This is a genomic window from Parasaccharibacter sp. TMW 2.1891, from assembly GCF_023337675.1.
GTDB classification, from domain to species: Bacteria; Pseudomonadota; Alphaproteobacteria; order Acetobacterales; family Acetobacteraceae; genus Bombella; species Bombella apis.
Map to the genome: position 1 here is coordinate 155,903 of NZ_QORT01000003.1, position 24,293 is coordinate 180,195.

General features: G+C 60.8%; 18 protein-coding genes. 8 read left to right on the top strand and 10 right to left on the bottom strand.

Translation table 11 applies throughout. The annotated features are described in order from the left end of the window. Positions 1-329 precede the first annotated feature (329 nt). Entirely contained in the window at positions 330-2,918 is a 2,589-nt protein-coding gene (locus DTJ15_RS07920) for an MMPL family transporter (RefSeq protein ID WP_249109789.1), read from the bottom strand. A 342-nt stretch (positions 2,919-3,260) separates the two neighbouring features. Between DTJ15_RS07920 and DTJ15_RS07925 the strand changes: the two genes are divergently transcribed. Next, positions 3,261-3,872, top strand: a complete 612-nt coding sequence (locus tag DTJ15_RS07925; protein WP_081563319.1) for a YigZ family protein — start codon at positions 3,261-3,263, stop codon at positions 3,870-3,872. A gap of 33 nt (positions 3,873-3,905) precedes the next feature. Here DTJ15_RS07925 and DTJ15_RS07930 read toward each other — a convergent pair whose 3' ends face one another. The 7 genes from DTJ15_RS07930 to DTJ15_RS07960 all read right to left on the bottom strand — a co-directional run bounded on the left by DTJ15_RS07930 (position 3,906) and on the right by DTJ15_RS07960 (position 12,396). After that, a complete protein-coding gene (locus DTJ15_RS07930; RefSeq protein WP_081562395.1) occupies positions 3,906-4,898 on the bottom strand; it encodes an MIP/aquaporin family protein in 993 nt (330 codons plus the stop codon). A gap of 83 nt (positions 4,899-4,981) precedes the next feature. Next, positions 4,982-6,388 carry a DNA repair protein RadA gene (radA, locus tag DTJ15_RS07935; RefSeq protein ID WP_081562394.1) on the bottom strand — a complete coding sequence of 469 codons (1,407 nt, stop codon included), beginning with the start codon at positions 6,386-6,388 and terminating at the stop codon, positions 4,982-4,984. 1 nt (position 6,389) lies between these two features. Further along, positions 6,390-7,226, bottom strand: a complete 837-nt coding sequence (locus tag DTJ15_RS07940) for an ABC transporter ATP-binding protein (RefSeq protein WP_052348997.1) — start codon at positions 7,224-7,226, stop codon at positions 6,390-6,392. Next, the gene (locus DTJ15_RS07945; protein WP_043559016.1) at positions 7,226-8,011 is read right to left on the bottom strand and encodes an ABC transporter permease; all 786 of its coding nucleotides are present in this window, start codon (positions 8,009-8,011) and stop codon (positions 7,226-7,228) included. The genes DTJ15_RS07940 and DTJ15_RS07945 overlap by 1 nt, the downstream gene beginning before the upstream one ends. Before the next feature lie 25 nt (positions 8,012-8,036). Continuing rightward, the gene (locus DTJ15_RS07950; RefSeq protein WP_249109791.1) at positions 8,037-9,167 is read right to left on the bottom strand and encodes a hypothetical protein; all 1,131 of its coding nucleotides are present in this window, start codon (positions 9,165-9,167) and stop codon (positions 8,037-8,039) included. 153 nt (positions 9,168-9,320) lie between these two features. Then, positions 9,321-10,667, bottom strand: a complete 1,347-nt coding sequence (locus DTJ15_RS07955; protein ID WP_249109794.1) for a UDP-glucose/GDP-mannose dehydrogenase family protein — start codon at positions 10,665-10,667, stop codon at positions 9,321-9,323. 88 nt (positions 10,668-10,755) lie between these two features. After that, complete coding sequence (locus DTJ15_RS07960) at positions 10,756-12,396, bottom strand: hypothetical protein (RefSeq protein ID WP_143539847.1); 1,641 nt, start codon at positions 12,394-12,396, stop codon at positions 10,756-10,758. A 289-nt stretch (positions 12,397-12,685) separates the two neighbouring features. Between DTJ15_RS07960 and pstS the strand changes: the two genes are divergently transcribed. Next, the gene (gene pstS, locus DTJ15_RS07965) at positions 12,686-13,744 is read left to right on the top strand and encodes a phosphate ABC transporter substrate-binding protein PstS (RefSeq protein WP_086431572.1); all 1,059 of its coding nucleotides are present in this window, start codon (positions 12,686-12,688) and stop codon (positions 13,742-13,744) included. On the opposite strand, the gene DTJ15_RS07970 is transcribed toward pstS, so the two are convergent. Next, positions 13,695-14,249 (bottom strand): DUF2721 domain-containing protein, encoded by a 555-nt coding sequence (locus DTJ15_RS07970; RefSeq protein WP_227431483.1) that lies wholly within the window; start codon positions 14,247-14,249, stop codon positions 13,695-13,697. The genes pstS and DTJ15_RS07970 overlap by 50 nt on opposite strands. A gap of 232 nt (positions 14,250-14,481) precedes the next feature. On the opposite strand from DTJ15_RS07970, the gene DTJ15_RS07975 reads away from it, so the two are divergent. The 5 genes from DTJ15_RS07975 (at position 14,482) to mdoH (ending at position 21,236) form a co-directional block, all read left to right on the top strand. Continuing rightward, complete coding sequence (locus tag DTJ15_RS07975; RefSeq protein ID WP_086431643.1) at positions 14,482-15,270, top strand: creatininase family protein; 789 nt, start codon at positions 14,482-14,484, stop codon at positions 15,268-15,270. Beyond that, complete coding sequence (locus DTJ15_RS07980; RefSeq protein ID WP_227449731.1) at positions 15,267-16,547, top strand: YncE family protein; 1,281 nt, start codon at positions 15,267-15,269, stop codon at positions 16,545-16,547. The genes DTJ15_RS07975 and DTJ15_RS07980 overlap by 4 nt, the downstream gene beginning before the upstream one ends. 227 nt (positions 16,548-16,774) lie before the next feature. Then, positions 16,775-17,779, top strand: a complete 1,005-nt coding sequence (locus DTJ15_RS07985) for a hypothetical protein (RefSeq protein ID WP_249109795.1) — start codon at positions 16,775-16,777, stop codon at positions 17,777-17,779. A 35-nt stretch (positions 17,780-17,814) separates the two neighbouring features. Continuing rightward, complete coding sequence (locus tag DTJ15_RS07990) at positions 17,815-18,930, top strand: polysaccharide biosynthesis/export family protein (protein WP_192848707.1); 1,116 nt, start codon at positions 17,815-17,817, stop codon at positions 18,928-18,930. Next, positions 18,927-21,236 (top strand): glucans biosynthesis glucosyltransferase MdoH, encoded by a 2,310-nt coding sequence (mdoH, locus tag DTJ15_RS07995; RefSeq protein WP_249109797.1) that lies wholly within the window; start codon positions 18,927-18,929, stop codon positions 21,234-21,236. The genes DTJ15_RS07990 and mdoH overlap by 4 nt, the downstream gene beginning before the upstream one ends. A 4-nt stretch (positions 21,237-21,240) precedes the next feature. On the opposite strand, the gene DTJ15_RS08000 is transcribed toward mdoH, so the two are convergent. Then, on the bottom strand, positions 21,241-21,894 hold the full coding sequence (locus DTJ15_RS08000) for an RDD family protein (RefSeq protein WP_249109798.1): 654 nt from the start codon (positions 21,892-21,894) through the stop codon (positions 21,241-21,243). Positions 21,895-22,052: 158 nt separating this feature from the next. Here DTJ15_RS08000 and DTJ15_RS08005 point away from each other — a divergent pair, with 158 nt between their 5' ends. Further along, positions 22,053-24,266: a protein-disulfide reductase DsbD gene (locus DTJ15_RS08005; RefSeq protein ID WP_249109799.1), complete on the top strand. Its 2,214-nt coding sequence runs from the start codon at positions 22,053-22,055 to the stop codon at positions 24,264-24,266. The last annotated feature ends 27 nt before the right edge of the window (positions 24,267-24,293 follow it).

Sequence of the window (24,293 nt, forward strand, 5' to 3'; positions counted from 1 at the left end):
AAAGGTTCTTACAGAATAAACCTTTCACAATAACATGAAAAACCTTTCAGACGGAAAAAACGGACCTGCTCCATCCGTGGTTTTTTCTTGAGATTATCATTATAAAACAGTGGATTATTCTTTGATGTTGATCAGATGTCCTGCCCTGAAAAAGAAGGGTAGGGGGAAATTTTATTACCTATTTATTTATAGGATTTCCTTTTCTCTGTGATTTTCATATAAGATGCACTTGACTTTTTTCACGGAACGGTGAGCCCCTGACATCTGCCAGCATGGGCAGGTGTCAGGGATGATCCAGCAGAAGGTGAGGCTGTTCACCTTTCAGCCGGTCACTCTTTTGTCGTTCGGTGGCGTGGCAGCAGGGCCGGGATGAACAGAAGGGTGCAGACCAGCGTACAGCCAAGAGAGAGCAGCAGCAGCCGGCCCATGCTGGCTGTCCCCGGATGGGCTGAAGCTGCCAGTGAGCCGAAGGCGGAGCCGGTTGTCAGGGCAGAAAACAGCACGGCCCGGGCTGTTGGGGATGAAAGCTGGTTCTGAAGGCCCGCACGCCAGTTCATGACAAAATAGATGTTGAAGGAAACACCAACGCCCAGCAGCAGTGGCAGGGCGATGATGTTGGCGTAATTGAGCTGCTCCGGCACGGTGATGATCAGAATGACGGTCAGCAGGGAGGAAAGCAGCAGCGGAAGCAGGACAAGCAGCGTATCCAGCAGGCGACGCAGCGTGGCGAAGAGGATCAGCGCGATGGCCACGATGGCACACAGGGCCGCCGTGATGAAGGCGTGTGTGATGGTCTGCGCACTGGCGATGATCTCCAGCGCAGGGCCGCAGATGTCCGGGGTTACGCTTTCCAGCTCATGCACGAAATGGTGGAGTGTTTTCGTTTCGGACATGCGCCCATTGGGGTGGATGATCAGCCGGTAAGCCCCTGTGGAGGCAATATAGTCGCTGCGTATGTCTTTGGGGATGGTATCAAGGGTGATGGGGGACGGGGCGAGCAGCGCCTTCAGCTGGCTCAGCTCTCCCGGCAGGAAGCGTGTCAGGGCTTCATTGGTGGCCATCAGCGTGGCATCGGGTGCTGTGGAGAGGTGTTCCAGCGCTGCATGAAGGGCTTTCAGGGAAGGGGAAAGCCTGTCATCCAGCCCATCAAAATCATGTGCCGCTTTGAGAGCTGCTGCCCGGAGGTCCGCTGCCGAGGGGGGCGGTGCCGGATGGGCAACGGAAAGCGTGGGCAGCAGGATGTCGGCAGCTTCATGAATCAGCTGGAGTTTCGTTTCCTGATCGTCCGGGACCAGAGCTCCCAGCCAGAGAACATCATGCACGCTGTCCAGCTTGCCAAGAGCGGCGGCCAGTCGGCTTGCCGTTGCCGTGTCGGGGACAAGCACCTGGGCATTGTAGGGTGTGGTGAGAGGGTTCTCCTCAAGCAGGCTCAGGGCCTTCATGCCTTCCGTATTGGGATTTTTGGTATGGAGCGGGTCGGCATCGAACATGAGGGATGGCGCCAGCCCGGCTCCGATGAGCCCCAGCACGGCAAAGATGGCCAGCACGGGCAGGCGGAAACGGTGCAGGGCCCTGTCCAGTGGTTCAAGACAGGTGAATCCCCGGAGGTTGTCCCCCGGCATGGCCCGGAAGAATCGCAGCAGGGCAGGCAGCAGCGTCAGCGTGCAGATGAAAGCGATCACCATGCCGCCACCGGCAATCAGCCCCAGCTGGGCCACGCCGACAAAATTGGTGGGCGTGAAGGCAAGAAAGCCCGCTGCGGTGGCCAGAGAGGCAACAAATATTTGGCCGCCACTTTCCAGGCCTGTGCGGTCCAGTGCGGCGAGGGGAGAGAGAGGCCGCCCCTGTTCATCCTTCTGGCAGCGGAAACGCACGCCGAACTGGATGGCAAAATCCACGGCAATGCCGACAAACAGGATGGCAAAGGCCACGGAGATCATGTTGAGGGTACCAACGGCCAGTGTGGCAAAGCCGGTTGTCAGCAGCAGCCCGATGATGAGCGTGAGGAGGATGGGAATGACCACCCGCAGCGAGCGGACGGCCAGCAGGAGCCAGAGCGTGACAAGGGCGAGGGAGATGAACAGCCCGATGATCATGCCCTGGGCCACGGTGGAGAATTCCTCATCACTCAGCTTGGCTTCTCCGGTGATGAGCGCATGGGCCCGACCAGCCTTTACAGTAGGCAGGCTGTCCAGTGCGGTCCGCATGGCCGCCGTGGCGGCTTCGGACGGTTCGAAGGAGGTGAAGTCAGGTTTCGGGTGGGTGACGACAAACTGGTAATGGCTGCCTAGGTCGCTCAGGCCACCGGCCAGCAGCTTTTCCCATGAAAGAGGAACAGCATGGCCAGCAAGACCATCGTTGAGGGTCCGTGTCAGGCCATCAAGAGCGGTATTGAAACTGGCAGGGATGGGCTGATTGCTGCGTATGGCCGTGGCCATGAGGCTGAATGTGCCAAACAGCCCACGGGCCGAGGGGTCTGCTGCCAACATGCCAAGGAAGGGCTGTGCAGCAATGGTGGAATCCATCAGCGGTTCCAGCTGCTTCGTATCGATGAAGAGGAAGGCATTCCGGGTGTAGAAAGGGTTGGCATCCGGCTGGTCCACCCGGTCGAAATGGGTCGTGTCCCGGGAAAGGACAGCCGTAAGGGCATTGGCGGTTTCCCGGCCTTCTTCCGGCGTGGCAGCGCTGATGATGGCGACGAGGGTGTTCTTCTCACCAGGGAAGAGGCTCTCTATCTGACGGTTTTTCTGCTTCCATGGCAGCGTGTCGGCAAACAGCCTGTCCGTCTCTGTCGTGATGCCCAGCTGGGTCATGCTCAGCCAGGCTGATCCCACGCAGAGGAGCATGAAGATGGTCAGGACAAGGGTGACATGACGGCCGCAGAACGCATTGAGGCGGCTTGTCAGAGTGGAAAGCATGGGGAAATCTGACCTCTTTGTGACCGTGCAGGCACCCTGCATATAACAGAAAGGCCGGGGCCAGAAGGCGTCTCGGCCGGACCGGAAGGAACCTGGCAGGGCAGCCGGGAGGCCCCTGCCGGGACGCATGACGGATGGCGTTTTCTGGCCATTCGGGGCGGAGGGACCGTCCCTGCGGATACCATGCGCACAGGAACTACTAGCCTGAAGGGGGGCTTTTTTCTATCCCCTGCATGAGGTGGCGAGGGAATGAAGGGGAGGGCGCATGGCTGCCCGGTCCGTGGTGGTGTTCTTGTGCCCGTGCAGGCTTTCTGGCTGACAGCAGGAGTATTCTGCGGCAGAATGGGCGGCATGACCTGGACATTGGACGGCATTGCCGAGCATGAAAGCATCATCCGCCATAGCGTGTTCCGGACTCTGGCCGCCCCTGTGGAGGACGAGGCAGGAGCGATGGCCTTTCTGGCAGAGGTGGCCGTGCCGGATGCCACCCATAACTGCTGGGCCTTCCGTGTGGGAGGGCGGTATCGTGTCAGTGACGATGGCGAGCCATCCGGTACGGCGGGCCGTCCGATTCTTTCAGCCATAGAAGGGCAGGACTTTGACGGGGTCATGGTGGTCGTGACCCGCTGGTTTGGAGGCATCAAGCTGGGGGCCGGTGGTCTGGTCCGGGCCTATGGCGGTGCGGCAGCGGCCTGCCTGCGGGAGGCCGCCAGGATCGAGCGGGTGGAGCGTGTCCGCCTTGGCTTTCATTGCCCCTTTCCCGTTTTTGCTGAGGTGGAAGCCAAACTGCCGGGCTGGAATGTGGAAACACGGCGCTGCGATTTTGGAGCGGCTGGTGCTACGATGGAGCTGGCTGTCCCCGTGCAGGAGCGCATGGCCGTGGAGGCCTGGTTGCGGGACCTGACACGGGGGCAGGAACCCGTCCGGGTGCTGGACGGGGAGCCGGAAGGGTAAGAGACGGGGCTTCTGCTTTCGCTCCCGTTTCTGTCAGTTTTTCTTTCTGTCCTGCCGTTTGAGCTCTTCCGGTGAGGGGCCGGTGGCTTCAGGTGCCGTGTAGCGGGGAACACGCCCGTGATGGCCGAAATTGACGATCCGGGCCTCTTTCAGCCCATGCATGGAGAAGAGCATGCGGGCAAGCTGGAGTGCCAGTGCAGAGCCAATGAAGGGGCCGACAAGATAGATCCACACACCATGCAGGTTATGGGCCAGTGTATCGGGGGCCAGTGTCCGCATGAAATTCGTGCTGTTGCCGGAGAACCCGGCGATCAACGGGTTGGTGACGGCAAAATAGAAGGCGCAGATCCATGTCGTCAGATGCTGTAATTTCGGGCGTGAGGCCGTGAAATAGATGATCATGATCAGTCCCGCCGTGGCGATGGCTTCCATCAGGGCGGCAAGGCCGAGGCCGTAATTGCTGGAAGGGAATGTTCCGGCATAATTGATCTGGCTGACCATGGGCTGCCAGAAAGGCAGCAGCAGGCTGATCCCCAGGCAGGAAATGAGTGTCCCGCTGAAGGCCCCGACAAGTTGTGCCCCGAGATAACCCAGCGCATCTGGCCAACGGATTTTCTTCGTCAGGAAGAAGGCCAGCGTCACGGAGGGGTTGAGATGTGCACCGCTGACCTTGCCGAAGGGGGACAGTGTGGCGACTGTCCCTGCCAGCCCGAAGAACAGGCCGATCAGGACAGAGCGGATGATGGGATGCGGGGCCAGCATGGCCGCAAAGGGGGACCGGTCTGACGCCAGGATGGTGGTCGTGCTGATGCCGATGGTCAGCATGATGGCCGTGGCGATGGCCTCCATGGCATACAGTTTCCAGTGGAGGGGCTGGTCAGGGTGAGGTTTGCCAGCCAAGGGGCGGTCCACCAGTTCCCGGTGGGAAAACCGGATATGAGGCAGGTGGATATGGGGAAAGCGGACGTGGTGGGCGGCAAAACGCTTTTTATCGTCCGGCTGCGGAGGGGGAGAAGAGATGGTCATGCGGCCTCTCTTGTGAACAGATGGAGGAATTACCCATCATGTTTCAGAATTGCTGGCGGGCCGGTCAAGACAATAAAGATGATTTAATCTTTTCCAGCCGGGGAAAAGCGGCGGACGAGGTCGCTCAGATGTCCCGTTTCAGCAATGGTGAGGGTGTGCGGGGCTTTGGGGCGGGCGTTGGCGGTGCCTACATGGCGGGGGATGACTGCCTGCCGGAAGCCCAGCTTGGCAATTTCTTTCAGCCTGATGCCTGTCTGGCTGACCTGCCGGACTTCTCCGGAAAGACCGATCTCGCCAAAATAGGCTTCATCAGGGGCAGTGGGCTGGCCCGTGGCGGCGGAGATCAGGGCTGCGGCTACGGCAAGGTCGGCAGCCGGTTCGGTGACCTTCAGCCCGCCGGTGATGTTGAGGTGGACATCCAAGCTGCCTAGTTTCAGTCCGCAGCGCGCCTCCAGCACGGCCAGAACCATGTTCAGTCGGGAGCTGTCCCAGCCCAGTACGGCACGGCGGGCGGCTCCATCACCACTTTTGGCAGAAAGCAGGACCTGCACCTCCAGCAGGATGGGGCGTGTTCCCTCCAGCCCGGCAAAAACGGCAGAACCGGCAATATTGCCATGCCGTTCGGCCAGAAACAGGGCGGAAGGGTTGGGTACTTCCCGCAGGCCGGTATCGGTCATGGCGAAGACGCCGATCTCGTCCGTGGCTCCGAAACGGTTCTTGGCTGCCCGGAGAATGCGGAATTGATGGCCCCGGTCACCTTCAAAATACAGCACGGCATCGACCATATGTTCCAGCACACGGGGGCCGGCAAGGGCTCCTTCTTTCGTGACATGGCCGATGAGAATGAGGACAAACCCCAGTGTCTTGGCCAGACGGATCAGCTCGAAGGCACAGCTGCGGACCTGCGAGACCGAGCCGGGGGCACTGGCCACGCCTTCCAGCCACATGGTCTGGATGGAGTCGATGACGACGACCTGAAAAGCCCGTCTTTCTTCCAGCGAGGCCGTGATGTCATTGACATTGATGGAGGCGGCCAGCTCCAGCTGGTCCAGCGCCTTGGGGTCACGGTCCAGTTCCAGCCGCCGTGCCCGCAGGCGGATCTGGTCGATGGCCTCTTCCCCGGAGACATAGAGGACATTGTGCTGCGCTCTGGCGAGAGCGCAGGTCATCTGGAGCATGAGGGTGGATTTGCCGATGCCCGGGTCTCCGCCCACCAGCACGACCGAGCCGGGCACAAGCCCGCTGCCCAGCACCCGGTTCAGCTCCGCCATGTTCGTGTCCAGCCGGGCCGGAGGGGTGGCCTTGCCATCCAGCCGTGTCGTTTTCAGGCCCGCACCTTTTCGTGTGGTGGCGCTACGGCTGGGGGTGGCGGTTCTGGTTTCTTCCTCCAGAGTGTTCCACTCGCCGCACTGTTCGCAGCGGCCTGTCCATTTGGGGTATTGGGCCTGGCAGTTCTGGCAGACGAACAGGCTGGCAGGTTTCCGGGCCATGTCAGCGTTTTTCCGCAGGGTTGGCCGTCATGCCACTGGTGGGGATCGGGCCGTCCAGCCGCCCGTGGGTGAACTGATCGACAATCGGATTGCCACTGTGCATCAGCGTATTGGCCGGCCCCTGCCAGATGATCTTCCCCCCGTAGAGCATGGCGGCATGGTCGCCGATGCGGGTGACGGAGGTCATGTCATGGGTGATGGTCAGCGCCGTGGCCCCCCGCTGGGTGACGCAGCTGCTGATGAGACCATCGATTACGGCGGACATGATGGGGTCCAGCCCGGTCGTGGGTTCATCGAAGAAGAGGATGTCCGGTTGTCCGGCCAGGGCACGGGCCAGTCCGACACGTTTCTGCATGCCGCCGGAGAGCTCCGCCGGGTTGAGTGGAGCCACATGCGGTCCCAGCCCGACCTGTTCCAGCAGGCGCAGAGCTTCCTTCTCCTGCGTGGCCCGATCACGGCGCCGGCCATGGCTCTTGGCAGTGAGACCGAAAAGGACGTTGTCCATCACGCTCATGCTGTCAAACAGCGCAGCATTCTGGAACAGCATTCCGATCCGTTTCAGCAGGGTTCCACGTCGGCTGCGCGAGGCACCGATGATGTTCTCGCCATCAATCTCGATGGTGCCTTCATCAGGCTCGATCAATCCCAGGATGCAGCGTAACAGCAGGGATTTTCCGTTGCCGGATCCTCCGATGATGACTGTGGATTTCCCGGCTGGCACATCCAGATCAATCCCGTTGAGGATTGTCCGGTCTCCGAAGGATTTTCTCAGGCCACGGATGCGGAGGCGGGGCTGGCCAGACGGTGCTGCCGTCCGGGAAGAGGAGGAAGACGTCATCATGCGGTAAAGAAGAGATCCGTCAGCAGGTAGTCAAAGGCGAGAATCAGGATGGAGGAGGCGACGACGGTTGCTGTCGCCGCCCGGCCGACACCCTCGGCTCCACCCCGGCTGTTGTAGCCTTCGTAACAGCCCAGCAGGGTGATGAGAAATCCAAAGACAGCCGCCTTCAGCAGTCCGACCAGTACGTCATGGCTGTGCAGGGAGGCATGGGTGGCATGAATGTAGAGTGCGGGGCTGAAGCCAAGCTTCCCCACTGCAACGATGAAGCCCCCGGCAACGCCCAGGATGTCGGCGATCAGGACGAGGAACGGCAGGGCCAGGATACCTGCCACCAGGCGGGGCGTGACGAGATATTTGATTGGATCGGTTGCCAGTGTGTTCAGGGCGTCAATCTGGTCTGTGACCCTCATGGAGCCGATCTGTGCCGCAATGGCTGCCCCGATGCGGCCAGCCACCATGAGGCCTGCCAGAACTGGCCCCAGCTCTTTCGTGATGGACATGACCACGATGCCACCAACGGCATTCTGGGCATGGTACTGGCTGAAGCCGCTATAGGACTGCAAAGCGATGACGGCACCGGAAAATATGGCTGTCAGGGCCACGACAGGTAGCGAGAGAAAGCCGATCTCGACTAGGCAGGACAGAATGACCTGCCCGTAAACGGGCAGGCGGAAAATGCCTCCCAGCCCCCGCAGGGCGAACAGGCTGAGGGCCCCGGCATGGTGCAGGCCTCCCAGTATGCCACGGCCAAGAAAGATGAAGGGAAGGGATAGAGCTCTCACACGGTCTGCCTTTGTTCTCTGCCGGTCACCGCGATGGTGTGTTCTGCGGCCCTGCCGGGGTGCCTGCCTGCGGCGCCTGTGGGGCAGGCTGGGATGTAGCTGATGCCGGTGGTACGGGGGTGGGGGCCTGTGGAACGGGGCTGGACGCAGGGGGTGTTGCTGCCGGTGTGGCGGGGGGCGCAACAGCGGGCACTGCGGGCCGGACGGGTGTCCCCGCCGTCTGTCCGGCTGCTGTTCCAGCAGGAGGGGTGGATGTTCCGGCAGCCTGCTTCGGTACATGGGGAACGGCAGGATTGTTCAGCCCCTGTGCCTGGCCATCCGGCTGGGGGGGCTGGGCGGCAGGTGCCGGTCCTGCGGCCTGTTTTGCCGGGGTGGCCTCTGGCGGGCTGGCGTGGGTGATGTGCTTTGTTCCCCCATCCTGCACGGTGCCTGTCACCTTGCTGAGCGTGACGCTGGCAGCATCGCTGGTGGTGATGCTGGCATTGTTGACCGTGGCCATGATGGAGGCATCTGCCTGCTGGGAGGCATTCAGTGTCAGGCTGTCAATCTGCCCTTCGGTAATGGAAAGATGGCTGCTGTCGGACATCTGGGCCGAAAAGGCGGAGAGAAGGGCGGTATCCACCTCAAGGTGGCTCCCCCCTGTGGCATTGAGCTGTGCTGCACGGTTCAGCTGGTGGATGTGGGCCTGTGTCGTGCCGGAGATGGACATGTCCAGCGATTCCACACGGTCCACCTGAAGGGATGCATCATCCAGATTGCTTTCCAGCGTGGTGAGTGTGCCACTGATGGTGATGTGGGCCTGTGGGCTGTCATGCAATGTCAGCGCCGTGTCGCTGGAGAGGTGCAGGGTCAGCCGTCCGCCTTTTGGGCAGTTGTGCAGGGCGAGGCGGATATGGCTTTCCGTCCCGTCCCGGGTTGTCTGGATATCCGGGGTGAGGCCGGTAGCCTCTTCGACCACCACGCTGTCTTTCAGGGCGGCATCAGCCCGGATATGGACCTGCGCACAGGGCACGCTGAGGTCCAGCTCGTCCGCATGGAGGGGAGTGCGCACATCGGCTGCCAGAGCGCTGCTGGCCATCAGGGTTCCACCCAGCATGGCACCAAGGCACATGCCGCGCCCGAGCAACAGGGAAAGACAGGTCTGGACGTTACGCATGTTCACTCAGGAACTCCCGGCTACAAGAGATGGCAGGATTGTACCGCCTGCGGAAACGGACAGGGCGCAGGCCCTGTCAGCCTGCCCCCGTTCATGATTCCGTCATTGATGGCTACCATTATAGGCAGCCTGACCGCATGAGGATAGCCCGCTTTATGGGCAGGTATGTGGCGGCAGGGGGGCGCTGCCCAGACAGTGATAATGGAAGCCGGCTTCCAGCCATTCATCTTTCCGCCATATCTGCCGGTAGTCCAGCACGAGCCTGCCACGCATCCGGGGGGCGAGCTGGCCCGGGGTGAGAGCGGCAAAGGTGGGCCATTCTGTCAGGACCAGCAGCATGTCAGCCCCCTCGGCGGCCTGAAGAGGGGTGGCGGTGTAGGTGATGCCTTTTGGCAGCAGGGTGCAGGCTGTCTCCATGCCCTGCGGGTCATGGGCCCGCAGCGTGGCACCGGCCTCGTGCAGCAGGGGGAGGATGGTCAGGGCTGGGGCCTGCCGCATGTCGTCCGTATGGGCCTTGAAGGTGAGCCCCAGTACGGCGATGGTACAGCGTGTGATGTCACCCCCGGCCAGAGCAAGGATGCGCTCGGCAAGGCGGCGTTTGCGGGCCTCATTGGCTGCGATGGTGGTTTCGATGAGCTGCGTGGGGGTTCCGGCCTGTCGTGCGGAGGTTGCCAGAGCCTGCGTATCCTTGGGGAAGCAGGAACCACCATAGCCTGGCCCGGGTGTGAGAAAATGGGGGCCGATGCGGGGGTCCATCCCCATGCCACGGGTTACGTCGGCAATCTGGCCGCCTGTGGCTTCGCAGAGATCGGCCATCTCGTTGGCGAAAGTGACCTTCATGGCGAGGAAGGCATTGGCGGCGTATTTTGTCAGTTCCGCACTTTCCAGTCCCATGAAGAGCAGACGGCCCGCTGGCCCGGACAGGGGGGCGTAAAGTGTTTCCAGCAGGGTGCGGGCGGTGGAGGGGGCCCCCAGCTGTTCTTCCAGCCCGATGATGACGCGGTCCGGCTGCATGAAGTCGGCAATGGCGTGGCCTTCCCGCAGGAATTCGGGATTGGAGGCGATGTGAAAGGTCAGGTCGGGCCGGGCCTGCCGCACGATGGCGGCGACCTGCCGCCCTGTCCCGACCGGGACGGTGGATTTCGTGACGATCAGCAGGCCGTCAGGGGCATGGGTGGCAATGGCCCGTGCGGCGGCATGGACGTAACTCAGGTCAGCATGGCCGCTGCCCCGGCGGGTGGGTGTTCCCACAGCGATGAAGACGGCCCGGCTTTTCTGGAGGGCGGTGGCCAGATCACCAGAAAAGGCCAGCCGTCCCGCCTGCCGCTGTGCGGCAACCAGCTCTTCAAGCCCGGGTTCATAGATGGGCATGGTTCCGGTTTTCAGGCGGTCCAACCGTGCAGGATCATGCTCGATGACAGTTACATTCGCCCCGAAGGCCGCCAGGCAGGCCCCTGATACCAGCCCGACGTAACCGCCGCCAATCATGGTGATGTGCATGGGGTCTCCTTCGGGCTGGAAAGAATGGAACGATCATTCTGTTTCTGTCAGGTGCAGGCGGTGCTGGCTAGGGGAAACACATCACTCCTCAATTGAAGGGCTGGTAGCGGAGGGACATCAGGACCATGTCGGCGTCGCTTTTGGGTTTGCCCCCCACGCCGGAGAAGGCCTGCACATGGGTGTGGGAATACTGCCCCCCCACCAGCAGGGTGCCATAATCACCCTTGGCGGCCGTGTACCAGAACCCCCCGGTTGCCTGCGCCACTGTGCGGATGTTGCCGGAGGCAGCACAGTTGGTGGCGAGTTCTGTAAAGCAGCCCCGCATGTCGAAACCACGGTTGCCATAGCCGTAATGGCTGCCATCTTCATCAAAGGAACGGCGGCTGAGGACAGTTTCTGCCCCGGCATAGGAATAGAGTTTCAGGGTCTTGAGAGGGTTGCCATAGAGGCCGAGCAGCAGGTTGGCTTCTGGCAGAGGCGTGACGGCACCGTTACGCCCGTAGGTATAATCCGGCATGTTGGACGTGCCGTAGCGGCCCAGGCCCGTGCCGACAAGGCCGGAGGCCTGGAAATACAGTTTCCTGTTGATGAGGGGCAGGACCATGCCGCCCCCGCCTCCACCGGCGATGCGGGTATGGTTGCTTCCTCCTCCCAGCGTGCTGGTCCGGTCCCGGAAGAAGCGCATGACGCCAGTAAGTTCGTAATGGCCCCAGCCGGGGTCGGCAGCGATCTTGGCGATGAGGTCCGGTGCCGGGTCGGTCGTGTAGTAGGTGGAAGGGTTGTTGACGTTCGTGCCGGTCAGCCGGTCGGTCGTGGTGCAGTGTCTGGCAGCGTTGGAGCAGGGAGATACACCAGCCGGGACGGCACTGGGGTTTTCGATGGACAGGCCAGCAGCGTAACGTTCCTCCTTGCCGAAGGTTTTGACAGCACGGAACTGGGCGTTGCGTGTCCAGTTGAAGCCGGGGACGTATTGGGCCTCGATGACCATGGGGGTCTGTTCGTCACGGGCCAGCAGGCCCTTGTTGTAGAGCGTGATGAGAGACCAGCTCTGCCCACCCAGCAGGTACCAGCCATCTTCGTGGTTTTTCAGTTCACCATAAACGACACGGGCACGCAGGACGTAGGAGTTCGACTGGCGGGAGTTGGATGATGAGCCGGAACCCTGGAAATCCGTCTCCACATAGGCATCGGCTACCAGTTTCCGGGTCAGCATCCCTTCTGCCAGCAGGGCCAGCCGGCTCTGCCGCTCTGTCTGGTGGAATTCGCTCATGTGGGAGGCAGGCTGGTTATGCCATGGAATGCCGTTATAGGCACTGGCAATATCGGCAGCACTGTTGCGGGAGCGCCAGACGCCTGCGGCCTCCAGATATCCCCCCAGAGTCAGGCGGATACCGCCAATCTGGAGCTGCCCCCGGCGCAGCGGGCTGTAAAGGTCTGGATGGGCGGGTGGAATGGCTGTCAGCTCGCCATAGGGGGTACTGGCCGTGCGGGAAGGGGTTAGGATGGCATTGTCACCAAGGCCGAATACATCGTCATGCCTGGTCCGGGAGGACGCCAGATGCCCCGCCGCGGCTGCCGGGCCAAGCAGCCTTTCCCGGGGGGCATAAGGGTCGGCCTCAATCAGTTCTCTCTGGCGGGCCAGTTCAGCACGGACACGCCGATTCTCGGCAGCCTGTTTCTGCTTCATGGCTTCGAGCTGGGCCTGCATGGCGTGTATCTGTTTTTCCATCAGGGCAATTGCATCATTGGTGCCGGCGGCATGGGCAGATGATGCGAAGTGTGATGCACTGTATGACAGAAATATTACTGTCATAAAACTGTAATGAAAGGGATTTATATTACATTTTTTTGTCAGTTTCACGAAAATCTCCCGCAGTCATCACATGCCTTCATGTCTATTTACTCATTTTTTTGTGTCAAAAAAGACTTTTCTTTGTCTTGTGGTATATTTTTATTGTCTGAAGCGTCGGCGAAGCTATAACGGCAGACAGGTGATCATTGCGTGTGCCGAGGGATTTATGCGTCCGACAGATAAACGTCTTCTCCGCTGGAAGAACTGCGGCAGGGCCTTCATGCTGGTGCTGTCCATTTCGTCAGCCCTGGCCGGGGTGGCCCGTGCGGAGGATGTGGAGATAACGGGCGCAGGGTCCAGCTTTGCTGCCCCCATCTATCAGAGCTGGAGCGTTCCGGCGGGAGAACAGGCAGGGCTTCAGGTCAATTATCAGACGGTCGGTTCCAGCGCCGGGCAGGATCAGGTCGTGGAACGTACGGTGGATTTTGGAGCATCCGACAAGCCGATGAGCCCGAACCGTCTGGCAGAGACGCACCTCTACCAGTTTCCGACCGTCATGAGTGGTGTGGTGCTGGTGGTCAATCTGCCCGGTGTTCCCGCCGGGGCATTGCGGCTGGACGGTCCGACACTGGCAGCCCTGTATGATGGTCGCATCACGGATTGGGACGACCCCCGCATCCAAGCTCTCAATCCCGGGGTGACGTTGCCGGATATGGGAGTTGTGGCCGTGCATCGGGCCGATGGTGCCGGGACGACCTATGTGTTCACATCCTACCTTTCCCGGACATCACCGGAGTGGGAGGCCCGTATCGGTGCAGGGACCCTTGTGGAGTGGGCTGGCGGTGCTGGAGCACGGGGCAATGACGGCATTGCCGCCCTTGTCCGTCAGACGGAAGGGAGCATCGGCTATGTGGAATATGCCTACGCCGCACAGAACCATCTGGGCATCGTGCAGATGAAGAATCATGATGGGCGGTTCGTGCTGCCATCCCTGAAGGGCTTCATTGACGCTGCTTCCGCAGCGGAATGGAAAGCGGAGGACCATTTTGCCGTCAATCTGCTGGACCAGCCCGGGGCGGAGAGTTGGCCCATCGTGTCAGCCACCTATGTTCTGGTGCCGGAAGATGCCGTGGACCGGCCCGAGGGGCAGGGTGTGAAGCGCTTCTTCAGCTGGGGGTTTGCCCATGGGGCAGAGATCAATGCCCGGCTGGGCTATGTGGGGCTGCCAACTTCGGTCAGTGATGCCGTTTTGCGTGGCTGGCCTTCGAGCGCAGCAGGGAAGTAAGCAGGGAGACCTGCCCTTCATGCCGCAGGCCATGCCAGCTGAGGAGCGTATCGGCCAGAAAGGCCAGCAGGGCTGCCACGGTGCAGCCCAGTGCAGTGCCGAAGAGGGCCAGCAGCCAGAGTGATGTCGTGGCATCTCCCAGTGAGCCGACAAAGAGGGCGATGGCCGCACCACAGGTCATGGCCCCGCCCAGCCCGTTGAGGATAATGGCAAGGTCCAGCACGACAATGCGGCGTGTCAGGCGTTTCTGGCGGGTTTTCAGCCGTTGCGGCGTGTCGTAGCTGTACTGGTGGTCCTGTTCGGAAGGAGGGGCGGCCAGCAGACGGTTGACATTGTCCAGATGGTCCGAGACACGGGCCAGCCTTGTATTGAAGATGTTGATCAGCGTGCCGATGCCGGAGAGCATGAAGACGGGGGTCAGGGCCATCTGGATGATGTGGGCGGCGTCGTCGATATTGTTCATCTGGGTAAGAAAGGGCAGGGTGTTCAGCAGGGGCACGGTCATGACGGTTCTGGTGGTTGTACGCCGGGACAGTATGCCGGATGAAGTCCGCTCAGGCCATGGGCCTGTGCAGGACCCGTATCCGGAACACCGGGGCCATGGGGGTGGGGTGATAATGCACAAGGGGCGCTGGATGAGCAACAGAACTGTGAAGGTGGTGGCCGGGTATCCGTGCTGGCCCCGGCTGCGACCGCTGGTCCTGCTGGCCTGCCTGGCCGGGCTGGTGGCTCCGGCCATGGCAGAAGAGCCGGAGGGGGTGTCTCCGGCCTGTCCGCCTGCGGTCCGGCAGGTGGAGCTGGCCTGCCAGAGCTGGACGGAGATTGACGCCGGCCTTAAAGCCGGGACCAGAACGGTCATTATCCCGGTTGGTGGTACGGAGCAGAGCGGGCCTTACATGGCAGTGGGCAAGCATGATGTGCGGGCCCGTGTTCTGGCGGACAGGATTGCCCGCAGGGTAGGGCAAACCCTGGTGGCCCCCGTGCTGGCCTATGTGCCGGAAGGCTCGACCCGGCCCCGCACAGGCCACATGCGGTTTGCCGGGACACTCTCCATTCCACCAGCCGTTTTTGCCGGGCTGGTGGAAGGAGCGGCGGAAAGCCTGAGGGCGCAGGGCTTCACCACCATTGTGCTGCTGGGGGACCATGGTGGTTATCAGGCCCAGCTGGCTGCTCTGGCACAGAGGCTGAACAGGCGCTGGGCTGGTGAAGGGGCGGCAAGGGTGCTGTATGTCGGAGCTTATTATGATGTCGTGGCCGGACAGTACGCAGATTACCTGCGCCGACAGGGCCATGGTGTGGCTTTGGGGAAACATGCCGACATAAGCGATACATCCCTCATGTTGGCCGTGGATCCGTCCCTTGTGCGGGAGGGGCTTCTGAGGCAGGCTGGAAAACCGGATTCTGCCGATGGTGTCTATGGTGGTGACCCGCGGCAGGCAACGGCTGAACTTGGCCGGGTCGGCACAGCCATGCAGGTGCAGGCCGCCGTTGAGGCCATTTCGTCTTTCAACAGGAGACACCCATGAGGCTCAAAATTTCGTTTCTGGCAATGGGGGCATTACTGGCTGCGGGGGCAGCGCAGGCCCAGCAGACGGCCAACCATCCTGACCCGCAGGATGAACCGATTGCTGCCGATTCGCCAAAGCCTTTTCCGGATGGTGATCCATCCGCCACGGCAAAGGCACCACCTGCACCATCTGGTGCCGTGACGGAGCAGGCGCTGGTCGTACAGACCATTCCGGGCATGCCGCCCGTGCCGGACATTCACAACATTTACAGTGAAGCCAGCGGCCCGGACAAACTGTCCCCCGTCGTGGCGCATGATCTGGAGCGGATCTATGTGCCCAACCTGCGTGGCAACAGTGTCTCCGTGATCGACCCGAAGACCTACAAGGTCGTGGATACGTTCCCGGTGGGGCGGTCCCCCCAGCACGTCGTCCCCTCATGGGACCTGCGGACCCTGTGGGTGACCAACAACAGCGAAGGCCATACGGATGGCTCCCTGACACCGATCGACCCGCTGACAGGCAAGCCCGGCAAGGCCATTGCCGTGGATGACCCCTACAATATGTATTTCACACCGGACGGGCAGAATGCCATCGTTGTGGCAGAAGCCCATCGCCGTCTGGATTTCCGTGATCCGCACAGCATGGTGCTGAAAGGGTCTGTCGAGGCTCCGCTCTGTGAGGGCATCAATCATGCTGCCTTCTCGGCAGATGGGCGTTATGCGATCTTCACCTGCGAATTCGGGCGCTATCTGGCCAAGGTGGATACGGTCAACCGTACCCTTCTGGGGATGCTGAAACTCTCCAAGGGGGGGATGCCGCAGGATGTTCTCGCCGCACCGGATGGGCATAAATTCTATGTGGCCGACATGCATGCTGATGGCGTGTTCATCATTGATGGCGACAGCTTCAGGGAGACGGGTTTCATTCCCACGGGACTGGGAACGCATGGGCTGTATCCGAGCCGTGATGCAAAGCTGCTTTATGTTGCCAACCGTGGGTCCCACATGGTGCATGGGCCACGCCACAGCAAGGGCAGTGTGTCCGTCGTGGATATGGCAACGGACAAGGTGTTGAAGACCTGGCCCATTCCCGGTGGTGGCAGCCCGGACATGGGCAATGTCAGTGCGGATGGCAGAACACTCTGGCTCTCCGGCCGTTTTGATGATGTCGTCTATGCCATTGATACGGAAAGCGGTGCCATGAAACAGATTCCTGTCGGGGCAGAACCGCATGGTCTGACAGTCTGGCCCCAGCCGGGTCGCTACAGCATTGGCCATACGGGCATCATGCGTTGAGAAACCAGACAGGGGTTACTCCCTCTCATGGAGCTTTTTCAGGAAAAGGAGGCTTTGGCCTCCTTTTTTTGTGTCTGGCTGCGGAGGGGGAGGAGAAAATGGTTTCTGTAAAGTTAATGTATTGTTAAAATAAGAAGGGGCGCATTGCGTCCAGTCATTATGGGATGCTCATCTCGACAGATGGTCTGCATGATTGTGTTTTCCTGACGGAAACGAAAGGAAGTGCCGTGCGTTTTCTCCTGCTGGTTCCCCTGCTGGTAACGCTGGCCTATTATGTGTTTCTCTCGCCAGTTCTTTACAGAACACAGACCGTCCTTGTCGTGGAGAAGCCCGATAGCAGGGGGAGTGGCGGGGGAGTTTTTACAGGCCCGGATGGCCGGAATGAGGGGAATTATCTCTTCCAGGCTTTCGTGCTGTCCTATGAGGAATTCAGGGCCCTCAGGGCGAACGTGAATCTTGCAGAGGCGTATGATTTCACAGATCCCGTCCAGAGTTTCGGGGGCGTTCTGTCGCTGTTTTCGCACGATGATCATGCTCTCTACCGCTATTATGACCGTTACATCGTGGATATTGATGTCGGGAAGAAGAATGGCCTTGTGAAATTTACCCTCCGGGCCCCTTCTGCGGCTCTCGCTGAACGTCTGACAGGGCAGATACTTGGCGATGCCCGGGCCCGGCTGGCTCGCCTGAATGTCGAGCCGGATGATCTGTTGCTGCATGAGCATGAGGCCTCCATCAACAGGATCAGGCAGGTCATGGCTCATGATGAGCAGGTGATTGCCGACAATATCCTGTCTTCCGGCATTTATGAGGGCAGCGGCTTTTACGATACGGTGTTGAAGACGCAGTTCCGGCTGATGGCGGACCAGGCAGCCCTGAAGGGCAGGCAGGCGGCCCTTCAGGAGGATGTGGACCATGCCGCACAAGCCATGCACAGGGAGGTGATGGCCTATGAGGGCGAGCAGGAGGTTCTGCGCCAACGGAGCGTGACACCACGGCATGTCATTCTGGAAAATGATCGTCTGATTCGTGAGGTCAGGTCCCTTTCCAGTATTCTGGATGCCGAAATGGCCGCCTGTGAGACTGTCAGGACAAATGCCATCATGGGGCATTACTTCCTGAAAACCGTCAGCGGGCCTGTTGTGGAGGACACGCCTCTCAGACCGGCCTTCTGGTGGAGTAGCGCCATTGCGCTGGTCGCAGGGCTGGTCCTGTATGTTGCTCTGGCTTGATGATGAGGGGCCCGTTTTTCTGTTCTCTGGCGTTCATGGCCCTGCTGGTGCCGGTTCTGGCAGGGTGTGACCTGCCCAGTGGCGGCCCAGGCGTGAAGGAGCTGACAGCCCAGCCCCAGAGGCAGGACAGCAGGCGGCTTTTTTCTGGCCTTGTGATGCAGGACATTACCCTGAGAGAGGCCACGATCATGGCCGGGCAGATGCGGGAGGCAGAAAAGCTGCGGGTCCGGCAGGCCATATGGGCCATTGATGCAGGGCACAGCACCCGGGATCCAGTCATCCATGTGGGGGATGATCTCAGCGTGTCCATTCTTTCGTTTGCTGGAGGGGGAGACACGCCAGCCATCATGAAGCTGGGGCATTTTCCCGTATTGCGGGATGGCATGGTCACCCTGCCTTATGTGGGGGCTGTCCGGGTGGTGTCCCTGACCTATGCCAGCATCCAGCAGAAGCTGTCCCGCCTTTATGCGGCACAGCGTGTGTTCAGCCATCCGTCAGTCATCGTGCAGGAGGAAGCACCGGATGGCCGGTGGGAAGCTGATTCCGTACTTGTACTGGGTGAAGTGAAGACACCCGGGGAGGTGCGGTGGCAGCCTGGCGGACTGATGTTGGCCCATGTTCTGGCGGAAGCCATGGGGGGAGGCCCGCCTGCGCCCGCCGGAGGGCCCAGTGATGGGCAGCCTGTGTCTGTTCGGCCTGAAACTGTGGTGTCTGTTGTCAGACATGGGCAGGTGGTTGGAGCTCTGCCGCTGGATGATGGGCTGGTGAATGACATTCATCTGGCCCCACATGACCGGGTGATCGTGAAGAAGGAGGCCTCCATCAGGATTCCGGTTCTGGGTGGGGGAGCATCACGGCCGGGTATCTATTCTTTCGGAACATGTCCGACACTGGCGGACATTCTGGCCATATCAGGCGGCCTGCAACGGGACGCCGCCTCCAGCCGGGCCATTTTCGTGCTGCGACGGGATCATGACACGCCTCATCTGTTGAAAATCCGTTTTGACCGGACCTACGGCCTGTTTGTCGCACAGAGTTTCCTGCTGGAGGATGGTGATGTCGTCTATGTCGCCGAGTCATCATGGGTGCCTTATTTCAAGGTTTTTTCCCTCATGCTTCAGGCGGGGGTTCTGGCCTCCATTGCCCGATGAACGGGCAGGAGGAAGAAGGGGCGATACCGTTTGATTTTTCTCCCTACAGGGACATTCTGGGAGGCGTGGATGGGGAGGTCACGTCATTCGAGACCCTCAACCGGTTTCTGGAGCGGGAGGAAACTGATGGCGGTGCATCGGGCGATGGATTCAGACGGCTGCCTCTCCAGATCATGCGGTTTGATACGGACTGGAAGAAGATCATCCGCCATCTGGTCTGGCAGGCATGTCCCAAAGGGGGGCAGAGACAGCCGGGTTGGGTAAGAATCATGGCCCGACGGCGGCGGAAAATGCTGCTTGTCTCCCTGCTGGTGGCCGGTTTCATGTTCAGCCTGGCCAGTGGGACCCTGTTTCCCGATCTGGACGACCATGAAATCCTGCCATGCCTTTATGCGGCCCTGTACCTGCTGTTCACCTTTCTTGCGACATATGCCTTCGTGAAGATGGTTGTCGGTTACCGGCTGGCCCGCCGGGGGGCAGCGGGGAATCCTTGCCATCCGGCACACAGGGCCAGGGAGCCGGGGCCGGAAGAGCGCTGTGCCATTCTGTACCCCGTCCATCATGAGGAGATGCACCGGGTCGGGGCGGGCATGGCATCCCTGATCGAGACACTCAGCCAGGATGTGCCAGAGAAGCTCCACCATTATGACCTGTATCTGCTGTCGGACAGTACGGACGTACGACATGTCCTGACCGAACAGGCCACCCTCTATCATTTGAGGCAGCGTTATCCGGGTGTGACAGTCCGGTACCGGCGCAGGGCACACAATGCCAATGCCAAACTGGGCAACATCACGGACTTTCTTCGCCGGTGGGGACGGGATTATGCCTGTTTCTACGTGATGGATGCTGATTCCATCGTGTCGGGGGCCTGTGTCCATCAGTGTCTGGAAATGATGGCAGGCAACCCGCATGTCGGCATCATCCAGACCAGCCCGCTGCCTGTCCTGCGGCAATCCTTTTTTGGGCGGCTCATGCAGTTCAGCAGCCACCTCCAGGGAGCTGTCTTTCCCCAGGCGGTGGAGGCTCTTTCCATGGGGCATGGCAGCTATATCGGGCACAATGCCATCATACGGACGGATGTCTTCATCAAGCATTGCCTGTTGCCGGATTTTCCGGGGGAAAGGCCATGGGGCGGCAGGCCGCTCTCACATGATACTGCCGAGGCCGCCATGATGGGGCGGGCAGGCCATGAAGTCTGGTTTCTTGCGGATGTCAGGGGCAGTTATGAGGAGCTCCCGGCCAATCTTTCGGGCTTTCTGGCCCGTGAGAACAGATGGATGCAGGGCAATTTCCAGAATGTCCGCTTTCTGTCGGCAGACAGGGTTCAGGGGGTGCACAGGGAAACCCTGCTGATGGGGGCACTGGCCTATTTCATGGCGCCGCTCAGTGTTCTGTTCATGGTGTCATCCGTTTATACGCTGGCCCATCTGGAGGCGGGCATGGGGGCAGAGGGAACGGGGGAGCTGGAGAGTGTGAGGCTGGCCTTTGCCGGACTGTTCGTGCTGGCCATGATCTTCCTGCTGTCGCCAAGGCTGATTGCCCTGGCCGTTGCCATGCGGCGTCCTGTGGCCAGGCAGTATGGTGGTCGTGGCAGATTATTGCTCAGTTTCCTGCTGGAGATGCTGTTTGCCTTTCTGCTCAATCCGGTTCTCATGTGCTTCATCGTGAAGTTCCTGCTGGCCTGTTTCAGGCGGTCATCCGTCCGCTGGGCTGGGCAGCAGAGAGATGATGCCCCACTGACATTCCGGAGTTGCCTGCAGGATTACGGATGGTGTTCTGCCCTTGGTCTGGCGGGGGCCTGGGGGCTGGTGCAGGTGCTGGAGAAGCAGTTTGCTTACGGCGCTACCCTGCTGGATCATCTTTCAGAGGGAGTTCTGTCAGGGGAGGCGCTACTGGTCTGGTTTCTGCCGGTGATTGCCGGTCTCGTTCTGGCGCCTTTCACAGCATACCTGACCAGCCGGACATCAGCACTGGTCAATCGTTGCAGGTGGTTCCTCATCCCGGAAGAAGAGTCGGAACCCGCTGTCATCCGCTGCCTGAAGGCAGCTCTCGTGTGGCTTGGGAGCTGCTTTCCACCAGCGGATGGTGCCATCCTTCGCCATGCCTTGGAGAGTCCCCTGTTCTATGTGTCCCATTATCGGCAGATCCGTCATCGGCGGGCCGTGGCGGAAAGGCTTCTGCCAGCCATCAGGGCCGGGCATGAGCTGGACAGGCGCAGCCTGCTGCTTGCCCTGAATGAACGGGCGTGTTTCGTGGCGCTGGTGAAAGCCCATTTCCGGGCCCAGGGCTATTATGGCCTGTAGTCTTTCAGGGAGTGGCCGGTTTCTGCAGGGATGCGGGCGTCACGGTGCTGATGTTGTTCAGAATGGACGGGAAGAGCAGGTTTCCAACCATGGTGAGCGGGATTGAGACCAGAAACCACAGGATGGTGATTGTGACCGTGCGGGCGACGCTACTTTTCAGGGAGCGGACGACCGTGCCCATTTCTTCGTCCCAGAAAGTCGTTCCGGTGCGTCTGTAGCGTATGTAATGGATGAGGCCTGCCAGCGGTGACAGGACATCCATGCCCCCCATATAGGCGGCAACATAGATGAGATAGTTGCGTTTCAGGCAGGTGGAAAGATCGAGGGGGCGGCCATTGGTACGGTAGGGTTTGATGCCGAGGAGGCGCTTGCCCAGCGTATTGCCGAACCAGGTGCAGACAAGGGCATCCAGCACCATGGAGAGGGGAAAGATGAGCAGCAGGCTGGCGATGAGGGTATCCCAGCGTGGCATCATGGGGCTGAAGGATGCACTGCCGATTTTCTGCAATGTGGGAAATATGTCTTCCAGCTGGTGGATGGAACCATAGACTGGCAGCATGAGAAGGCTTCCGTAGATGTCCAGATCAATGCTGCGGGCTATCAGGCGGTTCCACGGGCCTGCTTTGGGATGGTCGGATGGGGCGGGATGTGTGGTCATGGCCTATCATGGTCTGTGAAAGAGTGAACTGGGGACGGTAGGCAGCAATTATGTCTTTAAGACGGATATGGGCCAATGCTATGGGCCAGTGCTGCCTGCCCGGGGTACGGGGACAGGTTCCGGGGCTGTCTGGCAATCATGAAAGGGAGGGTAAGCGGATGGCGCGGCATATCGGCAGGATGATGATGGCTGTGTTTGCCATGGTGAGCGGGATGGTCTTTCTGGCCTCTCCTGTTCGGGCGGCGGAGAGCACACCGGTCGTGACCAGTCATACAACGGCTACCCTTGTCAGTGCGGTGGATGCTGTTGGGCAGGAGGAGAGTCAGGCTGAAGGGGGCACGCTGCGGGTCGGGCTGAGGCTCCAGCTGAAGCCCGGCTGGCACACATACTGGCAGAATCCCGGTGATGCCGGTGAGGCGCCGCATGTCCATGTCATGGTGAGTGGCAGCCGGTCCGGCGGGACGGACACGGTCGCATGGCCCGTGCCGGAGCGCATTCCAGAGGGCGGGTTGATGGCCTATGCCTACCAGGGGGATGTGCTGCTGCCTGTGCGGGTTCCCCTCCAGGGGCGGGGGGCAGGTGCGGTGCAGGTCACGGCCCGTGCAGACTGGCTGGTCTGTGCGGATGTCTGCGTGCCCGAAAAAGGCGTCTTTTCCCTTGCATTGCCTGCTGTTGCCTCGGATGTCGTGCCGGATGCTGCCGAGGCAGCTCTGTTCCGTCGGGCTGATGCGGCCATGCCCCAGCCTTCCCCCTTTGAGGCCCGTCTTGGCCCCGATGGTCTGCTGACCCTGCATGGAGCTGGCCTTTCGCCCGATACGGTGCGGCAGGCCTGGTTTCTGCCACAGGAGGGCGGCGTGATCGCCCAGAATGCGCCGCAGCCCCTGTCTGTCCAGACCGGGCAGCTGGCTTTGACACTGAAGCCGGATTCCTATGCCCATCCGCCTTTCTGGCAGAAACCGCTGGCTGGTGTTGTCGTGCTGGTGGATGCTGCTGGCAGCCGGTCGGCCCTTCAGGTAACGGCGGTTCCAGTGTCTGGCGCCAGTCCGGCTGTTCCCGTCGTGGCTGCCACCGGGAACAGGGAACGGCCCGTCTGGAGCAGCCTGCTCTCGGCTTTTCTGGGGGGTGTCATTCTCAATCTCATGCCTTGCGTGTTTCCCGTGCTGGCCATGAAGATCCTCTCCTTTGCCCATATGGGGGGAGCTGGCTGGCGGACACGCTGGCGGAGTGCGGCCTTTTACACTCTGGGCATCATGGGCTGCTTTGCCCTTCTTGGTGCCCTGATGATGGCCCTGCGTTATGGAGGCTCTTCCGTGGGGTGGGGGTTCCAGTTCCAGTCTTCCGCTTTTGTTGTGGGGGTTGGCTGGCTGCTGTTTGTCATGGCGCTCAATCTGCTGGGTGTGTTCCAGATAACGGGGGGGCGCCTGGCCGGGCGGGCCGGGCAGATGGCCGCAGGGCATGGTCCGGCCAGTGATCTTCTGGCGGGCCTGTTGGCGGTGATCGTGGCCACGCCCTGTACGGCACCTTTCATGGGGGTCGCCATTGCTGTAGCACTGGGTGGGCCGATCTGGTCTGGCCTGCTGATCTTTCTCTCCATGGGGCTGGGGCTGGCAGCACCTTATGGCGTGCTGGCACTTGTGCCGGGACTGGCCCAGCGTCTGCCACGTCCCGGTGGCTGGATGGAACGTCTGAAACAGCTGCTGGCTTTTCCTTTGCTGGCCAGTTGCGTGTGGCTGCTCTGGGTGGCGGTGCTTCAGCGTGGGGGAGATGCAGTACTGCTGATGGCCGGAGGGGCCGTGCTTCTGGGGCTGGGGAGCTGGCTGTACGGGCTGGCGCAGCAGCGGGCCATGCTGGGGCAGGCACCCCGTTTCGTGTTGGGCTGCCGCCTGCTTGCCTTGCTGTGCCTGCTGGTCTGTCTTGCCGGGCTGGGGCGCAGTGTGGTGATGGATGATGAGTCTGGCTCTCCCGTCGCAGCCACCGGAAAGACCGGAGCAGCGATACAGGGACAGGATGGCCCTACCATTGAACCGTTTTCGGCAGAGCGTCTGGCTGCTCTGAGGGCCGCAGGACAGCCAGTTTTTGTGGACATGACAGCCTCCTGGTGTGTGACCTGCATGGTCAATGAGCACGTGGCGCTGGATGTTCCGTCTGTCCGGCGGGCATTCCGGCAGCATGGCGTGACCATCCTGCGGGGCGACTGGACCCGCCGGGACGAGCGGATCACGGCGTTTCTTAGGGCCCATGATCGTGATGGGGTACCGCTATACCTGTATTATCCTTCTGGGGGAGCGGAGCAGGTGTTGCCACAGATTCTTACACCCGGCCTTGTATTGGATGTGCTTTCACCTGCCGGGAAGCGTGGAAAGGAGGAATGATTCCAGAGGTATGATATTTACTTTTCA